General features: G+C 43.7%; 22 protein-coding genes. 18 read left to right on the top strand and 4 right to left on the bottom strand.

Features of this window, described 5'->3' with window-relative positions:
* Positions 1-11: 11 nt before the first annotated feature.
* The 12 genes from ORH16_RS16480 (at position 12) to ORH16_RS16425 (ending at position 12157) form a co-directional block, all read left to right on the top strand.
* A complete protein-coding gene (locus ORH16_RS16480) occupies positions 12-296 on the top strand; it encodes a hypothetical protein (protein WP_265459979.1) in 285 nt (94 codons plus the stop codon).
* A gap of 108 nt (positions 297-404) precedes the next feature.
* Complete coding sequence (gmk, locus tag ORH16_RS16475; RefSeq protein WP_265459978.1) at positions 405-1019, top strand: guanylate kinase; 615 nt, start codon at positions 405-407, stop codon at positions 1017-1019.
* 5 nt (positions 1020-1024) lie between these two features.
* Positions 1025-1327 carry a DNA-directed RNA polymerase subunit omega gene (gene rpoZ / locus ORH16_RS16470; protein ID WP_265459977.1) on the top strand — a complete coding sequence of 101 codons (303 nt, stop codon included), beginning with the start codon at positions 1025-1027 and terminating at the stop codon, positions 1325-1327.
* Positions 1328-1645: 318 nt separating this feature from the next.
* Complete coding sequence (gene priA / locus ORH16_RS16465; RefSeq protein ID WP_265459976.1) at positions 1646-4054, top strand: primosomal protein N'; 2409 nt, start codon at positions 1646-1648, stop codon at positions 4052-4054.
* A gap of 17 nt (positions 4055-4071) precedes the next feature.
* Entirely contained in the window at positions 4072-4563 is a 492-nt protein-coding gene (gene def, locus ORH16_RS16460) for a peptide deformylase (RefSeq protein ID WP_265459975.1), read from the top strand.
* Positions 4556-5500 (top strand): methionyl-tRNA formyltransferase, encoded by a 945-nt coding sequence (gene fmt / locus ORH16_RS16455; protein ID WP_265459974.1) that lies wholly within the window; start codon positions 4556-4558, stop codon positions 5498-5500. The genes def and fmt overlap by 8 nt, the downstream gene beginning before the upstream one ends.
* Positions 5500-6861, top strand: a complete 1362-nt coding sequence (gene rsmB / locus ORH16_RS16450; protein WP_265459973.1) for a 16S rRNA (cytosine(967)-C(5))-methyltransferase RsmB — start codon at positions 5500-5502, stop codon at positions 6859-6861. Before fmt ends, rsmB begins: the two co-directional genes overlap by 1 nt.
* A gap of 36 nt (positions 6862-6897) precedes the next feature.
* Positions 6898-7638 (top strand): Stp1/IreP family PP2C-type Ser/Thr phosphatase, encoded by a 741-nt coding sequence (locus ORH16_RS16445; protein WP_265459971.1) that lies wholly within the window; start codon positions 6898-6900, stop codon positions 7636-7638.
* Complete coding sequence (gene pknB, locus ORH16_RS16440) at positions 7635-9797, top strand: Stk1 family PASTA domain-containing Ser/Thr kinase (RefSeq protein WP_265459970.1); 2163 nt, start codon at positions 7635-7637, stop codon at positions 9795-9797. Before ORH16_RS16445 ends, pknB begins: the two co-directional genes overlap by 4 nt.
* Before the next feature lie 162 nt (positions 9798-9959).
* Positions 9960-10853, top strand: a complete 894-nt coding sequence (rsgA, locus tag ORH16_RS16435) for a ribosome small subunit-dependent GTPase A (RefSeq protein WP_265459969.1) — start codon at positions 9960-9962, stop codon at positions 10851-10853.
* Between the two features lie 17 nt (positions 10854-10870).
* Positions 10871-11521, top strand: coding sequence for a ribulose-phosphate 3-epimerase (rpe, locus tag ORH16_RS16430; protein ID WP_265459991.1), 651 nt, complete (start codon positions 10871-10873; stop codon positions 11519-11521).
* Positions 11522-12157, top strand: coding sequence for a thiamine diphosphokinase (locus tag ORH16_RS16425; protein ID WP_265459968.1), 636 nt, complete (start codon positions 11522-11524; stop codon positions 12155-12157). It begins immediately after the preceding gene.
* Between the two features lie 129 nt (positions 12158-12286).
* On the opposite strand, the gene ORH16_RS16420 is transcribed toward ORH16_RS16425, so the two are convergent.
* The gene (locus ORH16_RS16420) at positions 12287-12700 is read right to left on the bottom strand and encodes a DUF3885 domain-containing protein (RefSeq protein ID WP_265459967.1); all 414 of its coding nucleotides are present in this window, start codon (positions 12698-12700) and stop codon (positions 12287-12289) included.
* Between the two features lie 96 nt (positions 12701-12796).
* Positions 12797-12958 carry a hypothetical protein gene (locus ORH16_RS16415; protein WP_265459966.1) on the bottom strand — a complete coding sequence of 54 codons (162 nt, stop codon included), beginning with the start codon at positions 12956-12958 and terminating at the stop codon, positions 12797-12799.
* A 172-nt stretch (positions 12959-13130) separates the two neighbouring features.
* Here ORH16_RS16415 and mreC point away from each other — a divergent pair, with 172 nt between their 5' ends.
* The 3 genes from mreC to ORH16_RS16400 all read left to right on the top strand — a co-directional run bounded on the left by mreC (position 13131) and on the right by ORH16_RS16400 (position 15910).
* Entirely contained in the window at positions 13131-13997 is an 867-nt protein-coding gene (mreC, locus tag ORH16_RS16410) for a rod shape-determining protein MreC (RefSeq protein WP_265459964.1), read from the top strand.
* A gap of 3 nt (positions 13998-14000) precedes the next feature.
* Entirely contained in the window at positions 14001-14501 is a 501-nt protein-coding gene (mreD, locus tag ORH16_RS16405; RefSeq protein ID WP_265459963.1) for a rod shape-determining protein MreD, read from the top strand.
* Positions 14502-14662: 161 nt separating this feature from the next.
* On the top strand, positions 14663-15910 hold the full coding sequence (locus ORH16_RS16400) for an NlpC/P60 family protein (RefSeq protein ID WP_265459962.1): 1248 nt from the start codon (positions 14663-14665) through the stop codon (positions 15908-15910).
* A gap of 53 nt (positions 15911-15963) precedes the next feature.
* Here the strand turns inward: ORH16_RS16400 and ORH16_RS16395 are convergent, their stop codons facing one another.
* Positions 15964-16788: an NAD(P)H-hydrate dehydratase gene (locus ORH16_RS16395; protein WP_265459961.1), complete on the bottom strand. Its 825-nt coding sequence runs from the start codon at positions 16786-16788 to the stop codon at positions 15964-15966.
* Between the two features lie 193 nt (positions 16789-16981).
* On the opposite strand from ORH16_RS16395, the gene pepV reads away from it, so the two are divergent.
* Positions 16982-18391 (top strand): dipeptidase PepV, encoded by a 1410-nt coding sequence (pepV, locus tag ORH16_RS16390; RefSeq protein ID WP_265459960.1) that lies wholly within the window; start codon positions 16982-16984, stop codon positions 18389-18391.
* Between the two features lie 152 nt (positions 18392-18543).
* On the opposite strand, the gene ORH16_RS16385 is transcribed toward pepV, so the two are convergent.
* Positions 18544-18885: a PepSY domain-containing protein gene (locus ORH16_RS16385; RefSeq protein WP_265459959.1), complete on the bottom strand. Its 342-nt coding sequence runs from the start codon at positions 18883-18885 to the stop codon at positions 18544-18546.
* 415 nt (positions 18886-19300) lie between these two features.
* On the opposite strand from ORH16_RS16385, the gene pepA reads away from it, so the two are divergent.
* Positions 19301-20377 carry a glutamyl aminopeptidase gene (gene pepA / locus ORH16_RS16380; RefSeq protein WP_265459958.1) on the top strand — a complete coding sequence of 359 codons (1077 nt, stop codon included), beginning with the start codon at positions 19301-19303 and terminating at the stop codon, positions 20375-20377.
* Positions 20378-20485: 108 nt separating this feature from the next.
* The gene (locus ORH16_RS16375) at positions 20486-20803 is read left to right on the top strand and encodes a thioredoxin family protein (protein ID WP_265459990.1); all 318 of its coding nucleotides are present in this window, start codon (positions 20486-20488) and stop codon (positions 20801-20803) included.
* Positions 20804-20819 lie beyond the last annotated feature (16 nt).

The following is a 20819-nucleotide window of genomic DNA, read 5'->3' as shown; positions in this document are numbered from 1 at the left end:
GAGGAACCAAAATGAAATACTATGATGTGACATTCCACCAAGCAAACGGCCAAAGTGTAGTTAAAAGAAGTATCCCTTCAGAGCTGCCGGATTTTGAAACCTGGCAGGACGCCTGTGCCAAAGTGACAGACAAAGAGCTACATATCTTAATCAATAACGGTACGCAAATTGTTTTAAATCGCAATTTTATCGTCCGCATTGACATTGATGAAGTGGCTGATCCAATCGATAAGGATATCAAACGCCATGACGAGATTATGGGGGTTGTGAATGCCCTTTCTAACATGGGCTTCTAATGGGATTCTAGCGATTTTTTCAATTTGAAAAGAAAACCTTGAAAAACCACTGGAAAAAGTGCAAAATAGATAAAACGAAAAAAGATTAGCCAATGAAAGGACGTCCTCATGACAGAGCGTGGATTATTAATAGTATTGTCTGGCCCCTCAGGAGTCGGCAAAGGAACAGTGCGCAAAGCGATTTTTGAAAGTGATGACAATGACTTTCAATATTCTATCTCAATGACTACGCGTCAAATGCGGGAGGGAGAAGTCGATGGCGTAGATTACTATTTCCGCAGTCGTGAAGAATTTGAAGCGATGATTGAAGCTGGTCAAATGCTGGAATATGCCGAATATGTCGGCAATTATTACGGCACGCCTCTGACCTATGTCAATCAAACTTTAGATGAAGGTAAGGATGTCTTTTTAGAAATCGAAGTCCAAGGGGCAGCACAGGTGAAGGAAAAAGTGCCAGATGGTGTCTTTATCTTTTTAACCCCGCCGGATTTAGCCGAATTAAAATCACGGATTGTCAATCGTGGCACCGATGCCAGCGAAGTGATTGAAAAACGGATGGAGGTTGCCAAAGCCGAGATTGAGATGATGGCTTTGTACGACTATGCCGTGGTCAACGATCAAGTTGAACTGGCGGTTGCCAGAATTAAAGATATTATTGCCAGTGAGCATTTCCGTGTGAACCGGGTAATTGGCCGATATGTAAAAATGCTAAAGGAGATTTAAAAATTATGATGTTAAAACCTTCAATTGATTCACTTTTGGATCAAGTCAACTCAAAGTATTCCCTAGTGATTTTGGCTAGCAAACGGGCCCATGAATTAGATGCTGGTGCGCAGGCCACTGTCGACAATTTTGAATCTGTAAAAAGCGTTGGCCAAGCCTTGGAAGAAATTGATTCCGGCAATGTGGTCAGTGATCCAAATCCTGAATTAAAACGGGAACGCTTGAAGATGGAGCAAGAAGCCCGGCAAGCGCAAAAAGATCGGGAACAAAAAGAATTAGAAGCGAAAATTCGTGACGAACAAAGATAAAGCAAGCAATAAATGAGGTTGTGACACAAGCAAAAGCAGAGGGATATTTCCGAGCCGTTCCTAGTTTATACTAGGAAGTATTGTAAATTTGTGACAAGGACCAATTGGGATTTAGGCGACAGGTGTTTCCTGTCTGTTTCCCTGTGGTTCACTGGACAAAGGCAATCAAGGTTGAAATCTCATCTGGCGAAGTCTTGTGGCGCAACCTCTTTTGTGCGTTTTAAGGCTAGGCTGAGAAATCCGACAGTCAGAGGTTTCTAGTTAACGGCGTAGCCAAGACAAGGTATAATGAAAAGAAAACGAGGAGGTGGCCCACAATTGAAAAAAGTAGCAGAAGTGATTGTCGATGTACCGACGATGCAGACTGACCAGCCTTTTACCTACGCTCTCCCCTCCTTTTTAGAGGAGACGCTGCAGGTGGGCATGCGGGTGGAAGTGCCCTTTGGTAATGGCAATCGGCATCTGCAGGGCTTTGTTGTGGCAATCAAAGATTCATCACCTGAGACCTCGGCAATTTCCTTAAAATCTATTGTGCGGACGCTGGACTTAGCGCCCGTTTTAAATACTGAACAGCTGGCCTTAGCAGATTATATGAAGGAACAAACTTTTTCCTTTAAAATCACTTGTCTGCAAACGATGCTGCCCAGTGTGCTAAAGGCCGAGTACCATAAGAGTATCGTGCCTGTGACAGAAGACCCTCAAGTGGCTGCACTTTTTCCGAATTTTACAGAAATCATGTGGGAGGAGGCAGAAGAGCGGGGGCTTCTAAAAGAATTGCTGGACTTGCGGAAAGCCGGCAAGGTCGATATTCGCTATCATGTCAATGAAAAAAATAAAGTTAAAACAGAGCGCTTTGTGAAACGGGAAGCCACGCTAGAACAATTACAAGAAATTCAAGCCGGCCTGAGAAAAAATGCGTTAAAGCAGATTCAACTGATTGAGCTGCTAGCTGTAACAGAGCAGCAGTCTGTCAAATGGTATAAAGAGCAGGGCTTAACGACTGCTGTCTTAAATCAAGGAGCACAGCAGGGCTGGCTGAATTTTTTAGAAATTGAAAGCTATCGGGACCCTTTTAAAGACCGGGAATTTACTCAGACGACAGCCTTAACGCTAAATGCCGAACAGCAGATTGCCGTCGATGCAATTTTAGCCGCCAAAGCGCAAAAAAAAGCGCAAGTCTTCCTATTAGAGGGCATCACCGGTAGCGGTAAAACTGAAGTGTATCTGCAAAGTATTGCCGAAGTGTTAGAGCGGGGAGAAACCGCCATGATGCTGGTGCCGGAAATTTCTTTAACGCCGCAGATGGTGGAACGCTTTAAAGGGCGTTTCGGTGAACAAGTTGCCGTGCTCCACAGCGGTTTGTCTCAAGGGGAAAAATACGATGAGTGGCGCAAGATTGAACGGGGGGAAGCCCAAGTTGTAGTCGGTGCCCGTTCGGCTGTCTTTGCTCCTTTAAGCAATCTCGGCTTAATCATCATTGATGAAGAACATGAAGCCAGCTACAAACAAGAAGAGACGCCAAAATATCACGCCCGCGATTTAGCAATCTGGCGGGGAGAGTATCACAAGTGTCCGGTGGTCTTAGGCAGTGCGACGCCATCTTTAGAATCCCGAGCACGGGCTCAAAAAAATGTTTATCAGCTGCTGCGCTTAACGAAGCGGGGCAATGCGCAGGCCACGTTGCCGACTGTTGAAATTATCGATATGCGGGACGAATTTAAAAAACAAAACACCAGTTCCTTTTCCAGCATTTTGCTGGAAAAATTAGTCGATCGCTTAGACAAAGGCGAGCAAAGCGTGCTGATGTTAAATCGGCGTGGCTATTCTTCCTTTGTAATGTGTCGTGATTGTGGGTATGTCTTGCCTTGTCCCAACTGTGAAATTTCGTTGACCTTACATATGGATACCAAAACGATGCGCTGTCATTACTGCGGTCATGAGGAACGGATTCCCCACCGCTGTCCTAATTGCGGCGAGGATAAAATTCGTTATTACGGGACTGGTACGCAAAAGGTAGAAGAAGAGCTGCAAACTCTTTTGCCAGCTGCTCGGATTTTGCGGATGGATGTCGACACGACTAGACGCAAGGGTGCCCATGAAAAAATTCTGCAGCAGTTCGGCAGTCACAAGGCGGATATTTTATTAGGCACGCAGATGATTGCCAAGGGATTGGATTTTCCAGATGTGACCTTAGTCGGCGTGCTAAATGCCGACACAGCGTTAAATTTACCGGATTTCCGGGCCAGTGAGCGCACGTTTCAGCTGTTAACACAGGTCAGCGGTCGGGCGGGTCGGGGCCATAAAGCCGGTGAAGTAGTGATTCAAACCTTTAATCCAGAGCACTACAGTATTCAGCTGGCGGAACAGCAAAATTTCGAAGCCTTTTACCAACAAGAGATGAAGGTGCGGCATCACGGCGGTTACCCGCCGTATTATTTCACGGTGAAAATTACCGCTAATCATCCAGAAGAGGAAGTCGCCGCCCGCAAAATTTTCCAAGTGGCGCGTCAGCTGCAAGAGGCTCTTGGTCCCAATAGTATTTTCTTAGGCCCGACACCCGGGGCAATAGCCCGTATTAAAAATCGTTACTATTATCAACTGATTATCAAATACAAACAAGAACCACATTTGGCTGAGGCTTTGGAAAAAATCCTCAGCGAATCGCAGAAGGAACAGCAGCGGGGCTTGTATTTATCAATCGACAATGAACCCCTTAGTTTTATGTAGAAAAAGGAAGGTGAGACATGCGGTTACCGATTATTTTATATCCGGATTATCGTTTGAAAAGAATGGCCGAGCCAGTCAAAGTCATCACAGATGAGCTGGTGGAATTATTAGATAATATGCAAGAAACCATGGTGGCCCACGATGGCGTCGGTCTTTCAGCACCGCAAGTTGGGGTGAACCTGCAGATAGCCATCGTTGAGGCAGACGAAGGGGAAGTCATTGAGTTGATTAACCCGAAAATTATCAAGCGTAGCGGTGAAGACATTGATGTCGAAGGCTGTCTTAGTCTGCCGGGAAAATACGGCACCGTTAAGCGCAGTACAGAGATTACCGTGATTTATTTTGACCGAGAAGGCGACGAGCTGGAGATGGAGGCCTTTGATTATTTAGCCCGCATTATCCAGCATGAAGTTGACCATCTACAGGGGAAAGTTTTTATCGATAAGCAGATTGAAGCGATTCCCGAAGCTGAATTAGAAAAGTATATGGAGGAACACCAGCATGACTAAAGTGGTATTTATGGGGACACCGGCATTTTCGGTGCCGATTTTAGAGGGCTTGCTTGAGGCCGGCTATGAGATTCAAGCAGTGGTGACCCAGCCGGATCGCCCCGTTGGCCGTAAAAAAACCATCACACCGCCACCGGTCAAAGCGGCGGCTTTAGTCCATAACTTGAAGGTTTTGCAGCCGGAAAAAATTCCCGGTTCACCGGAGATGGCAGAAATTATTGCCTTAAAACCAGATGTGATTGTGACGGCTGCCTTTGGTCAATTTTTACCAGAGGCGATTTTACAGGCGCCGCTTCACGGAGCCATTAATGTTCATGCTTCTTTACTGCCGAAATATCGTGGTGGGGCGCCGGTTCATTACGCTGTGATGAATGGTGATTCAGAAACTGGCGTGACCATTATGGAAATGATTAAAAAAATGGATGCCGGCGGAATTTTTGCCCAAGGAAAAATTCCCATCACTCAGCAGGATGATGTCGGCACGATGTTTGATAAGCTGAGCCTATTAGGTAAAGAGCTGCTGCTGACAACGTTACCTGAGATTTTGGCGGGAAATATTACGCCAACACCACAGAAGGAAGCCGAAGTAACCTTCTCACCAAATATCACGAGAGAGCAAGAAGCGATTGACTGGCAGTTGAGCGCAACAGCTGTCGACCAAAAAGTGCGGGGACTGCGACCATGGCCCATCGCCTTTACGATGGATGGCACTAGCCGCTGGAAATTGTGGCAAACAACTGTTTTAACAGCGGAAGCCACGAATGCGACGCCTGGCACCATCATCAAAAAAGATAAAAAAAATCTTTGGGTGGCCTGTGGCGGCGGCACCGTGTTAGCCTTAGATGAGCTGCAGCCAGCCGGCAAAGGCAAGCAGAAAATCCAAGAGTTCCTCAACGGTAGTGGTCAAAAAGTTCAAGAGGGAGATTTATTAGGCTGATGGCAAAAAAAATTCCCAATAAAATAAAATATTCTGTTCGCTATCTGGCGTTGACGGCTTTGGAAAAAGTATTTGCCGGCGGAGCTTATTCAAATCTGCTTTTAGCTGATGTGATGAAACAGGCGAATTTAGGTCCCAAAGACAGCGGCCTTTTAACAGAAATTGTTTACGGCACGATTAGTCGCAAACTTTTGCTAGAATTTTATCTTGAGCCTTTTACTAAAAAGGCCAAAAAAATCGATCCGTGGGTCCAAAATTTATTATTGTTATCGGCGTATCAGCTGACTTTATTAGATAAAGTGCCTGACCATGCTGTCTTAAATGAAGCGGTAGAAATTGCAAAGGCCCGTGGCAATGACGGCATTGCCACGTTTGTTAATGGCGTTTTGCGCAATTATTTGCGTAAAGACTTGCGGGATACCCAAGTGATTCAAAATCCTCTTGAACGCTTATCAATTGAAATCAGTATGCCTCTTTGGCTCGTGGAAAAATTGACAGAGCAGTTGGGGGAAGCAAAAACGCGGGAACTTGGGGAATCCCTCTTAGTTCCAAGTAAAGCTAGCGGACGGGTTGACTTACGGGTATTGAGTCGAGAAGAAGCGATTCAATCCCTTGAAGAAGATGGCCTAGAGGTGAGTGCTAGCCAAGTCTCGCCCTTTGGTGTAGTTGGCCAAAAAGGGCGCTTAGCAGCTAGCGGATTATTTAGTGATGGCCTATTGGCGATTCAAGATGAAAGTTCGATGCTAGTAGCACCGACTTTAAAAATTGCCCCGCAGCATAAAATTTTGGATGCCTGCGCTGCGCCTGGCGGCAAAACTACGCATATGGCAACCTATTTAGAGGCGAGGGCTGGCGGCGAAATTATTGCCTTGGACATTCACCAGCATAAATTAAAATTAGTAGAAGACAATGCTCGCCGTTTACGGGTGGAGGATGTTATCACCACCAAAGAGTTGGATGCTCGAAAAGTGCAGGAAGCTTTTCTGGCAGAAAGCTTCGATAGGATTTTAGTTGATGCTCCTTGTTCTGGCTTAGGCTTGATGCGTCGGAAACCAGATATCAAATACACTAAAAAACCGGAAGATTTTCTTAAATTGGCAGCCATTCAACAAGAAATATTAGCCAGTGTTGCCCCAACATTAAAGAAATCAGGTATACTAACATATAGCACTTGCACGATTACCCAAGAGGAAAATCAGCAGGTAATTGCCAAGTTTTTAGAGGACCATCCGGATTTTAAAATAATTGAACCAGTCGCCAATCCCTTTATGCAACAATTTATCGTCAACCAATGTATCCAGCTTTATCCGCAGGATGCCATGACCGATGGCTTTTTCATCTGCGTCATGCAAAAGGGGTAAGTGTTTTAGCGGGAAATGACAATGGAGGAAAGTTTGATGGAAATTCGTTTTCAATCTGATGTAGGTAAGCGCAGAAGGATGAATCAAGATGCCGCAAATGTCTTTGAAAATCAAGTCGGCCTGCCGCTAGCAATTTTAGCAGACGGGATGGGTGGTCATTTAGCCGGCGATGTTGCCAGCCAAATGATTGTGACTGAAGTCGGCAGCGCCTGGCAAGAAAATGCCAGCCTGACGGTCAAAGAGATTACTGAATGGCTGACAGAAAGCATTCAAGCGGTCAATCACAAAATCTATGACATTGGTGAATTGCAGCCTGAATATGACGGCATGGGCAGCACAGCTGTGATGGCGGTCATATTGGAGGAACAATACATCATCGCCAACGTCGGGGATTCCCGCGCTTATTTATTGCGGAATCAAGAAATTTCGCAAATTTCTGATGACCATTCTCTGGTCAACGAGCTGGTCAAATCAGGTGAAATTACTCCTGAGATGGCAGAAAAACATCCCAATAAAAATATTTTGACCCGCACTGTGGGCATGCCCAATCAGATTGCTGTGGATATTTTTGTTGATCAATGGCGGACAGACGATTATCTATTACTCTGTTCAGATGGCTTGACCAATATGGTTTCAGAAGCTGAGATTGCCGCAATTGTCTTTCAAGAAAAAAGCTTAGCAGATAAAGTAGAACAATTAGTCGCCGCCGCAAATGAAGCCGGCGGGGCGGACAATATTACGGTATTGATTATTCAGTTAAAGGAGGATAACCAATGATTGAGATTGGCAGTAAATTAAACGGCCGCTATGAAATAATTGGTAACATTGGTAGTGGTGGCATGGCGCATGTTTTTTTAGCCAGAGATTTAATTTTAGATCGTGAAGTTGCTGTCAAAGTTTTGCGTTTTGATTTTCAAAATGATCAAACGGCGATTCGTCGCTTTCAGCGGGAGGCCTTAGCTGCAACTGAGCTGGTACATCCGAATATTGTCAGCGTCTATGACGTCGGTGAGGATAACGGTCTACAATATCTAGTGATGGAATTTGTGCGGGGGATGGATTTGAAACGTTATATCCAAACCCATTTTCCAATTCCCTTCGGCAAAGTCGTCGATATTATGGACCAAATTTTATCGGCGGTAGCTTTGGCCCATGAGCACCGCATTATTCACCGGGATTTAAAACCGCAAAATGTTTTAATTGATGAAGACGGGGTTGTCAAAATCACCGACTTTGGAATTGCGATTGCCTTATCTGAAACGTCTATTACTCAGACAAATACCATGCTAGGTTCGGTTCATTATCTATCACCTGAGCAAGCTCGTGGTAGCATGGCCACCAAACAATCAGATATCTATGCGATGGGGATTATTTTATATGAAATGCTGACGGGACAAGTTCCTTTTGACGGCGAATCAGCAGTCACGATTGCTTTAAAGCACTTTCAAGATGAGCTGCCGGAAATTCGTGATTTTAATTCCAACACGCCGCAGTCTTTAGAAAATGTCGTGCTCCACGCAACGGCCAAAGATCCTCTAAATCGTTATCAGACAGTTGAGGAAATGCAAGAAGATTTGCAGACTGCCTTAAATCCTGAACGTTTAAATGAACCCCGCTGGGTGCCAGCGGTTCACGATCAAGCAACGATTGCAATGGCAGTACCTGTTACGTCGGACACGCCAATTGGTCAGACAGCCACGCAGCCGATGCCGACTTTTCCAGAGGATACTGATCAGCCGAGTAAAAAAGAAACGACACCGCCACCTAAAAAAAGTAAACGAAAAGCGATTATCATCGGTTCCGTTCTAGCTTTAGCAGTCGTGATTGGCGCCGTTTTATTTTTCTTAGGTTCCGGCGGTGAAACGGTGACCATACCAGATGTGAGTGGACAGACGGTCGCAGAAGCCACCACAACTTTAGAAGATCTAGGCTTGGAAGTCGCTTCAGAAACCAAAGAAGTCAGCAGTGATGAGGTCGAAGCTGGCTCAGTGGTGCGCACAGATCCGGAAGCCGATGCCCAAGTCCGAACGGGTCGCGAGGTCACCCTCTACGTCAGCACGGGTGCAACGAAAACCTTAGCCGACTATTCCGGCATGACGTACGAAGAAGCCGTCGCTGCATTAGAAGAGTTAGGCTTCACGTCTGCCCAGATTGAGCGGGAAGAGGACTCTAGTGCCACCGTGGATGAAGGGGATGTGATTTCCCAAACCCCGGATGCTGGAACTGAAGTTGATCCGTCTGATGAATCCGTTACGGTTACACTGACAGTCAGTACTGGTCCTGAAACGGCAAGGGTTGGCAATTATGCAGGGATGACCTATGAGGATGCCGTCGCAGCTTTGGAGGAATTAGGGTTTTCTTCATCACAAATTAGCCGCAACAATGCACCAAGCAGCACGGTAGCAGAAGGCACGGTTATCAGTCAAACACCAACTAGCGGAACAGAAGTCAATATTGGAACTGCTGACACGATTACACTAAACGTTAGCTCAGGGCCAGAAGAAATTACTTTAGAAGATTATTCTGGGATGACAGCAACCAGAGCGCGAAGCGAATTAGAGGCGCTAGGCTTGACTGTCAATGAAGAGCAAGCCTACAACGATACTGTTGCGTCCGGCAATGTAATCAGCCAAAATCCAAGCTCTGGCAGCACCGTTCGCAGTGGTTCTTCTGTTACTCTGACAGTCAGTCAAGGGCCTGAACCCGCTGAAACGGTTACTCTCGAAAACTTAGTTGGAAAGACGCAAAGTTATGCAGAAGGTTACCTACAGGGTGCCGGTTTAACTGTCTCAACAACCACTGCCAGCTCGACAACGGTTGAGGCTGGTTTAGTAATTAGTATGAGTCCAAACGCTAGAACAGAAGTTGAAGTTGGTTCAACTGTTCAGATAGTCGTCTCCACAGGCTCAACCACGAGTTCTTCTGATAATAATTAATAAAATATTTTTGGAAACTGATTCTTAAGCTCTCACTAATCGGCTAGTTTTTCGACTAGCCGATTTTTTATGCACTGCGTCGCTTCCTCTTTCATTCCCCAAGCCTTTTGAAGTATGCTAAAATAAAACGGAATAGACGCCTGAACAGCAAAGCTAATTGAATTGAAGGAGGGGAAGAGAATTAAAGGACAAATCAGAAAAGCGCTAAGTGGTTTTTATTATGTATATGCCGATGGACAAACGTATCAAACACGAGGCCGGGGAAATTTTCGCAATCGTAAGATTACGCCGCTGGTGGGAGATCAAGTGGTCTTTGAAAGTGAAAATCTGACAGATGGCTACCTCTTAGAAATTTTGCCACGACACAATGAGCTTGTGCGGCCGCCGGTGGCCAATGTCGACCAAGGCGTGATTGTCACCAGCATGGTGGAGCCGGATTTTTCTTATAATCTTGTCGATCGCTTTTTAGTCACACTGGAAAATAAAGATATTGAACCAATTATTTATTTGACGAAGACCGACATATTAACGGACCTGACTTTAGTTAAAACGGTGCAAGCTTTGTATGAAGGTATCGGGTATACAGTCATCGCTGCTCAACCGGATAATTTAAATGAGCTAGAACGGCTTTTTCCGGAAATGCTGACTGTTTTCATGGGGCAATCTGGTGCCGGGAAATCGACATTGCTCAATCGGATTTCACCAGATTTACAACTGGCGACGGCTGAGATTTCGGAAAGCTTAGGTCGTGGAAAGCACACGACCCGTCATGTGGAATTGTTGCCCTTGTATGATGGCCTTGTCGCAGACACGCCGGGCTTTAGCTCGATTGATTTTTTAGAAATGACCGTGCAAGAGCTGCCCCGTTATTTTCCTGAGTTCGTGAAGGCTGCGCCCCATTGTCGTTTCCGTGAGTGCCGCCACAGCCAAGAGCCTGGCTGTGAAGTCAAACGAGAAGTCGAAAGCGGGGAAATCGCTGAGAGCCGCTACCAAAATTATCTGCAGTTTATGGCGGAGATTGAAAACCGCCGCCCAGTTTATAAAAAGAAGAAATGAGGATTTATTAAATGATGATGAAAATTGCTCCTTCAATTTTAAGTGCTGATTTTGCCAATTTGCAACGGGACATTGAACTAGTAGAACGAGCCGGCGCTGATTACATTCATGTTGATGTGATGGATGGCCAATTTGTACCCAATATCACTTTAGGACCGAATATCGTTTCGGCCATTCGTCCGGTGACCAAGCTGCCTTTAGATGTTCATTTGATGATTGTGCAACCAGAAAATTTTATTGAGGCTTTTGCAAAAGCCGGCTCTGATATTATTACCGTGCACGCTGAATCTACACCCCACATCCATCGAGCAGTTCAGATGATTAAAAGTTTTGGCGTGAAGGCTGGTGTGGTCATCAATCCTGGTACACCGATTTCTGCTATCCAACATGTGCTAGATATGGTGGATCAAGTCTTGATTATGACTGTAAATCCTGGCTTTGGCGGACAGAGTTTTATTGAGGATAGCTTGAATAAAATTGCTGCGCTAATTGAAATTCGAGAAAATTATAACTGGCATTTTGATATTGAAGTGGATGGCGGCATCAATACTGAAACGGCTCAGCGCTGTAAAGAAGCAGGGGCGAATGTTTTCGTGGCGGGCTCATTTATTTATGATGCCGAAGTGCCGACAGATCGCCTAAAAGCTTTGCAGGAAGCGTTGGCCTAAATGGAAGTTTTGATGATTGCTGGTGGTGACTTGACGGACTGGCCGGAAAATTTGCCGCAAGCGGATATTTATGTAGGTGTTGACCACGGAGCCTTAACGATTCTTGAACTAGGCTGGCCCCTCAGCTTAGCCGTGGGGGATTTTGATTCTTCAACGGAAGCGGAACGTCAGCGGATTTTTGCTGAAGCTGGTGAAGTGGTAACTGCCAAAGCCGAAAAAGACGACACAGATACCCAGCTGGCCCTAGTGGAAACTTTTAACCGTTGGCCGACTGCTCAAGTGACGATTTTAGGAGCCATCGGTGGACGCCTCGACCATTTCTTAGCGAATCTCTGGCTAGCAGCGGAGCCTCGCTTTCAACAATATGCTCAGCAAATTTGCTTGAAAAATCAGCAGAATTACCTCAGCTATTTGTTGCCGGGAAAACATGAAATTCACCGGCAAGCCGGCTTTGACTATCTAGCATATTGCTGCTTGACGCCAGTCAGCAATCTAACTCTGAGAAATAGTAAATATCTCTTAGATCATGTTGAAGTTTCCGTGCCAACCTCCTATGCCAGCAATGAATTTATCAGCGACACGGCTGAATGCGAATTTGATTCCGGTCTGATTGCAGTGATTCAAAGTCGGGATTAAAAAAATAAATTAACAATCGAGGGACAATTAGCGGCTGCCGATTGTCCCTTGGGTTTTTATTTGACTACTAAAATGTTTCCACAGCTCTCCTCTGAAACTTACTGTGAGAAAAATTCCCTATTTAATAGTTTAATCCTCAGCATCTTCCTCCATTTTTTTAAACTGCAAGCCAAACTTCGTTTCCTCAACCCGAAAATCGCCCGTTAGCATGGTGTTAGTATAGCTGTCCACATACGTACCGAATTTAGAGAGTAGCTTCTGGTAATCCTTTTGATTTTGGCAAAAGACGTCACAGCCACGATCATCATAAATGTGCAAAAGAATTTTTCGGTTAGGTTCAAAAAAGATTAGCGGATGCTCTAAGTGTAAAACAGTGGCATTTAAAGCTTTAAAATCTTGATAGATTAAAGCTCTAGCTAATTTATAAAGTAACGTTGGTGGAGTCGTTAAGGAAAAGCTGGTAGCTCGCAATGTACCGGCTTCAAATTGCAGCGGCCGAAATGTTTCAGTGCGTAATTTTTTCTTGGACAGCCATTGGCGCAACTGTTTTTTCTGATAGAGATATTCAAAGGTAAAAATTTCTGTCGAAGCACAAAAAATTTCGTTGATTAATTCTTGTGCTATCAGTGTACTTCTATTTTAAATAGTTGTTGTGATTTCGCCGGGAAAATAATAGGAAAGATTCATTCGAAAATGGTAGGCTGGTTGTGGATCAAAGTATAAGGTAGCTTGGCCATTTGCATAATCTGAGAGATAAGCTGTTTGTAGCTGAGACATCAGCCGCTCGTCTAAAGCAGTCATTTTCAGTAAGCGCCTTCTTTTAAGAAATTAGGTTCAGCATAGCTTTTTCAATAGAAATAGTAAAGCCCAAGTAAAAATAAAAATTAACTTAAGACCGCTAGTCCGGCTTTTTTTTGCCTAAAAAGAGTGGTAGAATTGGGCTTACGAGTTTAAAAAAGTACGAGGTGTCCTTGTGAAGAAGTTTAATCCCAATAAAAATATTATCATCATTTTAATTATTGTGATTGTGGTGGTCGTGGTGATTAGTGTGACTGCTGCCAGTCGTGATGAAGACAGTGAAGCAAGTTTCCCACAATCTGTGGTGAATGATGTGGTTGGCTTTGCTGATAGCATTGTAACAGCGCCTGTCAACTGGATTACAGATGGGGTGGCTTCATTACAGGATTTATTTAGTACCTATGAAGAAAATCAAAATTTAAAATCTACTTTAGATAGCTATGAATCTGTTGTCCAACAAAATTCTGACTATGAGCAGCAAATTGCTGACCTGCAGCAGCAGTTAGAGTTGACGAATACCTTGTCTGATTATGATACAGTCAATGCCAATGTGATTTCCCGTTCGCCTGATGCGTGGCAGGACAATTTGGTGATTGATGTCGGTTCCAATGACGGCATTGCCAAAAATATGGCTGTGATGTCACAACACGGCATCGTCGGTCGTGTCGTTGAGGTTAGTGACAACACATCAAAAGTGGAATTATTGACCACTGATAATGAAACGACGAACCACTATCCTGTTAAAATTACAGCAACCGGTGAAACTGCCGGAATTTCTTATGGTGTCTTAGGTTCATATGACAACGAAAAAAATCAGCTGGTGATTTCTCAAGTAACCGGTACGGCAGATATTGCTGTTGGTGATTTAGTGCAAACCTCAGGACTTGGCGGCAACTCGCCGGCTAATTTAGTCATCGGAACTGTCGCTGAAATTGTGGCAGACAGTGATGGTTTAACGAGTCAAATTTATGTTACACCAAGTGCTGACCTCTACAATATTTCCGTTGTGACAGTTGTCGAACGGGCGGTTGGAGGGGAGTAGCCAGTGAAAAAATATGCGGTGTATTATTTACCCATCCTACTCTTTATTTTGATGCTGCTTGACAGTCATATTACAAGTTTTATTACCTCCCTTAGTCGAGGAGTTTACTTAGCCAATAGTCATTTTATTTTCTTAGCAGCCTTGATTGCCAGTAACTATTTTCCTAAGCGGTATATGTTGATTACGATGACGATTTTAGGGCTAGTTTATGATAGTTATTATATAGGAGTGATTGGTGTCTACGCAGTCGCTTTTCCACTAGTGGTATACCTGATGTATGCAATGGGAGATATTATCCATACGAATATATTTACGTTATTTTTCGGTTGGGTAATACTGATTACAATTTTTGAAGTATATTCAATTTTAGTGCAGTGGATTTTCCAATTTTCCACTATCAGCAGTCTCTTTTTCATCACCAGATATTTGGGTCCAACGTTATTATTAAACATCTTACTTTTCATTCTATTTAATTGGCCGTTTAAGAAATTGCTTAGTCGTTAAGCAATTTCTTTTTTATTTTAATGAAACATTTTTGTAATATAATATTTATATCGCTGACATATAGCTATGATACAATGCCCTTGTGCTTAAATTTAGCAAATAATTTAAACGAATTTTAACTATATTAAAAATAAGAACAAAGCATCTCGGGGGGAACCAACTTGAAAAAGAAAGTTTTATCAGGGCTATTAATAAGTGCCATTGCATTATCAGTTGTTGCACCAATCGCAGCATCAGCAGATGATTACGATGCTCAAATCCAAAGTCAGCAAGATTTAATCAACTCATTACAAAGCCAACAATCAGATTTGCAAACACAAATCAGCAGCGTTCAAGCAGATGTTGACAGTATTAACAGTCAAGCTGAAGAGTTATTGGCTCAACAAAAAACTTTAGCTGAAGAAGCTGAACAATTACAAAATGAAATTGTTTCTTTACAAGAAAGAATTGAAAAACGGGAAGCTACGATTCAAGAGCAAGCCCGTGACGTACAAGTGAACGGCAGCAGCACAAACTTCATCGATGCTGTAATCAACTCTGAATCATTAACAGATGCGATTTCTCGTGTGACAGCGATGACGACAATCGTCAATGCGAACAACGAGTTAGTCAACCAACAAAAAGAAGATAAAGCAGCTGTTGAGCAAAAGCAAACAGAAGTTGCTGAAAAGCAAGAAGAAGTTAATGCTACTCAAGTTGAATTAGAAGCGCAAAAAGGCGACTTAATCAACAAACAAGCTGAATTAAACGTATTAACAACAACTTTAGCAGCACAACAAGCAACTGCTGAAAGTGATAAAGCAGCTTTAGAAGAACAAAAAGCGCAAGCTGAAGCAGAAGCAGCAGCTTTGATTGCTGAACAAGAACGTGTTGCAGCGGCAGCTTTAGAAGCGCAACAACAAGAAGAAGCTCAAAATGATACTCCTGCTGTTGACAATAACGGCGGTAGCAATGGTGGCGGAAGCACACCAAATAGTAATGGTGGAAACTCTGGTGGTACAGTAACGCCAACACCAATTCCGACTCCAGCTCCATCAACTGGCGATACTTCATCAGTTAGAAGTGCAATTGTCAGCTATGCACAACAATTCTTAGGTACTCCATATGTATGGGGTGGCACAACTCCAAGTGGTTTTGACTGTTCAGGTCTAACTTCTTATGTGTACTCTAATGCAGCTGGTATCAGTATCGGTCGGGTAACAACTTCTCAAGAATACGCTGGAACAGTGATTTCTGTCTCAGAAGCACAACCAGGAGACCTAGTATTCTTCGGTTCTCGTGGTAGCACCCACCACGTTGGGATTTACCTTGGCGGTGGCCAATTTATACATGCACCACAAACTGGTGATGTTGTGAAAATTACTAGCACTGCTTACTATGCACCAAGCTTTGCAGTCCGTGTATTATAATTTTAAAATGAATTTTAAAGCCTTCACGAAAATGGTGAAGGCTTTTTTTGCGGCTAATTTTCAAAGCGCTTGAGATACTTTGGCAATTCTTCGCTGATATGTGTCGGTAGCACGACGTAGGCATCTGCGGCCAAATCATCGGCAATCATGCTGTGGAGGTAAACAGCAGCAGCAATGGTTCGCGGATTTCTTGGAAACTGGGCTAAAAAGCCTGTGATGATGCCGGCTAAGGTGTCGCCGGTGCCGCCAGTCGCCATGGCGGGAGTTCCCAATGGATTTTCTAGCGGCGGATTATCAGAAAAAATGGTTGTTCGGTGGCTTTTAGCTACAATGATAGCCCCTAATTGATCACGGGCCTCTTGACTACTTTCCAGAGTTTGTTGGTTGATAGTAAGACCGCTCAACCGTTGCCACTCCATTTGGTGGGGAGTAAATATGGTTTGCTTTGGATAAGGCAAGGTTAAGTGTTCTTCAGCAAACAAAGTGATGGCAGAACCGTCAACAATCAGCCATTGATTTTCTTGCTGTTGCGTCAAAACTAAGGTTAACAGAGATAAACTTTGGGCGGATAAGCCTAGCCCTGGACCAATTAAAATTACATCGGCCGTCTGTAAAGTTTCTCTAAGCAAGTCCTCTTCGGTAAAACTCAGCACCATCGCTTCTGGCAAGCGGGCATGCAGAGGAGCGTGGTTTTTCTCGTCCGTCACCACGGTGGTCAGACCGCTGCCGCTATTGATACAGGCTGCGGCAGCCATAATTATAGCGCCGCCGTAATGATGGTCCCCGCCTATTAAGACACTGCGGCCAAAGGTTCCTTTATGGGAATCAGCTGGTCTTTTTTTGATGACTTCAGCTAAAATTTCAGATTGAATTTGCATACGAACTCCTTTTAAAGATCTTTTTTCTTTATTATACCCTTAAAAAAATTTTACAGAAAAATCTTGTTGCGACGAAAGAGATTTCTTTTTCTTTTCCTTTGAATAATGGTAAGATGAAAGGCGAGAGCTTTGCAGATTGTCGGTAAAATTACTGGACAGTCGGTAAAAGATTAAATTTTAGGAGGCAAAAATCATGACAATTGATTGGAAAAAAGAAGTGGAAGCCCGCAAAGAGGCCCTTCTTGAAGATTTGCAAAACCTTTTAAGAATTAACAGTGAGCGAGATGACAGCCAAGCAACAGCGGATGCACCCTTTGGACCTGGTCCCCGGGATGCTTTAAAACATATGTTGGCTTACGGCGAACGGGATGGCTTTGTTGTCAAAAATGTTGACAATTACGCTGGCCATATTGAATACGGCGAAGGTGCAGAAACATTAGGCATCTTTGGTCACATGGATGTGGTGCCGGCTGGAGATGGCTGGGATACAAATCCGTACGAACCAGTTATTAAAGAGGACAAAATTTTTGCCCGTGGTTCTAGCGATGATAAAGGCCCAAGCATGGCAGCTTATTATGCGCTAAAAATTATCAAAGACTTAGAATTGCCATTGTCTAAAAAAGTTCGCTTCGTAGTCGGTTCTGATGAAGAAAGCGGCTGGGGCGATATGGATTATTATTTCGAACAGGAAACAGCACCTGATTTCGGTTTCTCTCCGGATGCGGAATTCCCGATTATCAATGGTGAAAAAGGCAACGTGTCTATTCGGGCCTATTTTTCTGGAACGAATGGCTCAGAATATGTCTTAAATTCATTTCAATCAGGTCTGCGGGAAAATATGGTTGCGGGTGCAGCCACGGCTGAAATTACGGTTCCTAAAGGCTCTGAGGAAGCAATTGCCGGTGCTTTTGCTGCCTACTTAGAAGCAGAACCAGTTTCTGGTGAAGCGGTAGTTTCAGGCACTGAAATCACGTTAAATGTAACAGGTAAAGGTGCTCACGGTGCGAGCCCTCAAAGCGGGATTAATGCGGCAACTTTCTTAGCTAAATTCTTAGTTAGATATAATTTTGAAGCCGGTGCGGCTGCCTTCTTAAAAGCAGCCGGTGAAACACTACATGAAGATTTTTATGGTGAAAAATTAGGTGTTGCTATGGATGATGCTAAAATGGGTAAGCTGACTATGAATGCTGGCCTTTTTACCTTCACTGCTGGCTCAGAAGAAAACTTTATCAATATGAACTTTCGTTATCCTCAAGGGCAAACATCAGACGGCTTATTAGCAGTCTTAACTGAAAAATTTGGTGCGGCTATTACTAAAATCGAAAAACGCCCCCACGACATGGCACCTCATTACGTGCCGATGGATGATCCTTTGGTGGCAACTTTGCTGCAAGTGTATGAAGATCATACAGGTCAAAAAGGCTTTGAGCAAGTGATTGGCGGCGGAACTTATGGCCGTTTACTAAAACGTGGCGTTGCTTATGGCGCTATGTTCCCTGGCTATACGGACACCATGCATCAAGCTAACGAATTCATGGCTTTGGATGATTTATTTAGAGCAACTGCGATTTATGCAGATGCAATTTATCGGTTGGCGAAGTAAAAGGATATGAAATAAGCTGAGACTTGTGTTTGAAAATGCAAGTCTTAGCTTATTTATTTTACATAACAACAATGGTTGAACAATTTTTTTGAGTAAACTAAAACCACCTCAAGCACTTCACTATTAGTGAAAGTCGTTGAGGTGGTTTAAAATCATTCCATAATCCGTTTAATATCCAAAACAGTGCCGGTGTAGGCATCGGCAATAAATTCGTAGATGACCAGCTGATCGTCTTCAATGCGAGAAATTCCGCCGTGGTAGCTTTTTGAGCGGATGGCAAATTTTCTGGAGGGTTGTTTTTCAAAGGAAATCCAAGAGCCTTCAATCGGGCCTTCCTGTAAAAAGGCCTGCTTTACATTGTCTAAAACTTGGTCGGGGGTGATGCTTCTCTTTTTGTTGTACCATAATGCTGAGGCGACACCGCTGACTAGACCGAAGCCGACACCAACTGCCAAACCGCCTTTAAAATAATTCAATTGATTTTCTTCATTCAAGGGAATTCCTCCTCTCAACGTCAGGAATCAGGATAGTTTGCTGTGTTTGATTTCATTCTCTGATACATTCTGAGTGATTAAAATGTAAGCTTGGTAATCCAGAGCTTCACCATTATTCTACCATAGACTTTCCCAGAAAAGAACTAAATGCTAATTTGCAGGAAAAATTTTTATTAAAAATTGTCAATCCGCCTAATAAAGATGAGAAATAAATGAAGTTTTTTAGGAGGGTATTAAATCTGCTTAATCGTTCCCAATTTTTAGCGCTGCTTGCGCTATAATAGACACGTATCGATTTGACGAAATTTTTCTAAGGAGGCTTTGAGACTGGAAATCAACTGAACTGAAATTGCATTAGCCGCCAACAAAAGAAAATTGTGGTTTGGGCAACTCACTTATTTTCAGTCAACAAATTATGGAAGAAAAAACTTATCAAAGAATCAAAGAATTAACAGAATTACAAGGGACTTCAGGTTTTGAAGATGATATCCGTGACTATTTACGGGGACACATGGAAGGTCTGGTGGACGAAATTCAACAGGACGGTTTAGGTGGTCTGTTTGGTATTCGCCATCATGAAGAAAAAGATGTGCCGCGGGTCATGGTTGCGGCCCACATGGACGAAGTTGGCTTTATGCTGACGGAAATCAAAGACAATGGATTATTTAAAGTGGTGCCTTTAGGTGGCTGGAATCCTTACGTTGTTTCGGCACAACGCTTCACTTTGAAAACCCGCAAAGGCAACTATCCAGTCATTTCTTCTTCCATTCCGCCACATTTATTACGGGGGACAGGCGGTCAAAAATCATTGGAAGTCGCTGATGTGTTGTTTGACGCTGGCTTTTCTTCAAGGGAAGAAGCCTTGAGTTATGGTGTACTGCCCGGGGACTCCATCGTGCCACAGGTGGAAACAATCAAAACTGCCAACGGTAAAAATATTATTTCTAAATCCTGGGACAATCGCTATGGCTGCACAGTTGTCTTAGAAGCTTTAGAAGCTTTGAAGGATGAAAAACTGGGCCACACCTTAATCGCCGGCGCCAATGTGCAAGAAGAAGTTGGCTTGCGGGGTTCAAAACCTTCTGTGACGAAATTTAATCCTGATTTGTTTTTTGCAGTTGATTGCTCAGCGGCTGATGATATCATGACGAAAAATGGTACATTCGGTCATCTAGGCGAAGGCACCTTGATGCGGATTTATGATCCCGGCTTGATTCAATTGCCTCGTTTGCGGGAATATCTTTTAGATACCGCTGAAACCAACAAGATTCCGTACCAATATTTTGTCTCAAAAGGCGGCACCGATGCTGGCGCAGCACATACAGCTAATGAAGGCATTCCAAGCACGGTCATCGGAGTTGTGGGTCGTTACATTCACACCCACCAAACAATGTTCAGCATTGCCGATTTTGATGCAGCTCGGGAAATGTTGATTCAAACCTTGAAGGGCTTGGACAAATCAACAGTCAATACCATTGTTTATGGAAAATAGCTCACTTAAAGAAGAGTTCTCAAGCAATTTTTGCTGGAGGAGTCTTCTTTTCCTTTGTTATTTAAAAGGTGTATAATAAAGTTAGCAAAACGAGGAAGGATGAAGCGTATGATTATTCCCAAATCTCTAGAGGAATTGGCTGGCTATGTTGAAAAAGGCCAGAATGTTTTCTTTTTTACTGCCGGTTGGTGTGGCGATTGTCATTTTATTAAACCACAGCTGCCAGAAATTGAGGCGGATTTTCCCCAATTAAATTTTATTGAAGTGGACCGGGACCAGTATATTGATGTTGCGGCAGAGTGGAATATTTTTGGGATTCCCAGCTTTGTGGTGATTAAAGATGGCAAAGAGCAGGGCCGTTTAGTCAATAAGGCCCGTAAAACCAAAGAAGAGATTGAAAGCTTTCTTACCAGCGTCGAAAATTAGTTTTGAATGAATGGAA

Origin of the sequence: Enterococcus sp. HY326, from assembly GCF_026157065.1 — a bacterium.
GTDB lineage: Bacteria > Bacillota > Bacilli > Lactobacillales > Enterococcaceae > HY326.
This window is presented reverse-complemented; position numbering and strand designations above follow the sequence as displayed.

What these genes read in the sequence shown, in the direction of transcription:
- def (WP_265459975.1), top strand. Translation starts at nt 4,072, where the DNA reads ATGCGGTTACCGATTATTTTATATCCGGATTATCGTTTGAAAAGAATG.
- ORH16_RS16480 (WP_265459979.1), top strand. Translation starts at nt 12, where the DNA reads ATGAAATACTATGATGTGACATTCCACCAAGCAAACGGCCAAAGTGTA.
- ORH16_RS16415 (WP_265459966.1), bottom strand. Translation starts at nt 12,958, where the DNA reads ATGACTGCTTTAGACGAGCGGCTGATGTCTCAGCTACAAACAGCTTAT.
- fmt (WP_265459974.1), top strand. Translation starts at nt 4,556, where the DNA reads ATGACTAAAGTGGTATTTATGGGGACACCGGCATTTTCGGTGCCGATT.
- rpe (WP_265459991.1), top strand. Translation starts at nt 10,871, where the DNA reads ATGAAAATTGCTCCTTCAATTTTAAGTGCTGATTTTGCCAATTTGCAA.
- ORH16_RS16445 (WP_265459971.1), top strand. Translation starts at nt 6,898, where the DNA reads ATGGAAATTCGTTTTCAATCTGATGTAGGTAAGCGCAGAAGGATGAAT.
- gmk (WP_265459978.1), top strand. Translation starts at nt 405, where the DNA reads ATGACAGAGCGTGGATTATTAATAGTATTGTCTGGCCCCTCAGGAGTC.
- pepV (WP_265459960.1), top strand. Translation starts at nt 16,982, where the DNA reads ATGACAATTGATTGGAAAAAAGAAGTGGAAGCCCGCAAAGAGGCCCTT.
- rpoZ (WP_265459977.1), top strand. Translation starts at nt 1,025, where the DNA reads ATGATGTTAAAACCTTCAATTGATTCACTTTTGGATCAAGTCAACTCA.
- rsmB (WP_265459973.1), top strand. Translation starts at nt 5,500, where the DNA reads ATGGCAAAAAAAATTCCCAATAAAATAAAATATTCTGTTCGCTATCTG.
- pepA (WP_265459958.1), top strand. Translation starts at nt 19,301, where the DNA reads ATGGAAGAAAAAACTTATCAAAGAATCAAAGAATTAACAGAATTACAA.
- pknB (WP_265459970.1), top strand. Translation starts at nt 7,635, where the DNA reads ATGATTGAGATTGGCAGTAAATTAAACGGCCGCTATGAAATAATTGGT.
- ORH16_RS16395 (WP_265459961.1), bottom strand. Translation starts at nt 16,788, where the DNA reads ATGCAAATTCAATCTGAAATTTTAGCTGAAGTCATCAAAAAAAGACCA.
- ORH16_RS16375 (WP_265459990.1), top strand. Translation starts at nt 20,486, where the DNA reads ATGATTATTCCCAAATCTCTAGAGGAATTGGCTGGCTATGTTGAAAAA.
- ORH16_RS16425 (WP_265459968.1), top strand. Translation starts at nt 11,522, where the DNA reads ATGGAAGTTTTGATGATTGCTGGTGGTGACTTGACGGACTGGCCGGAA.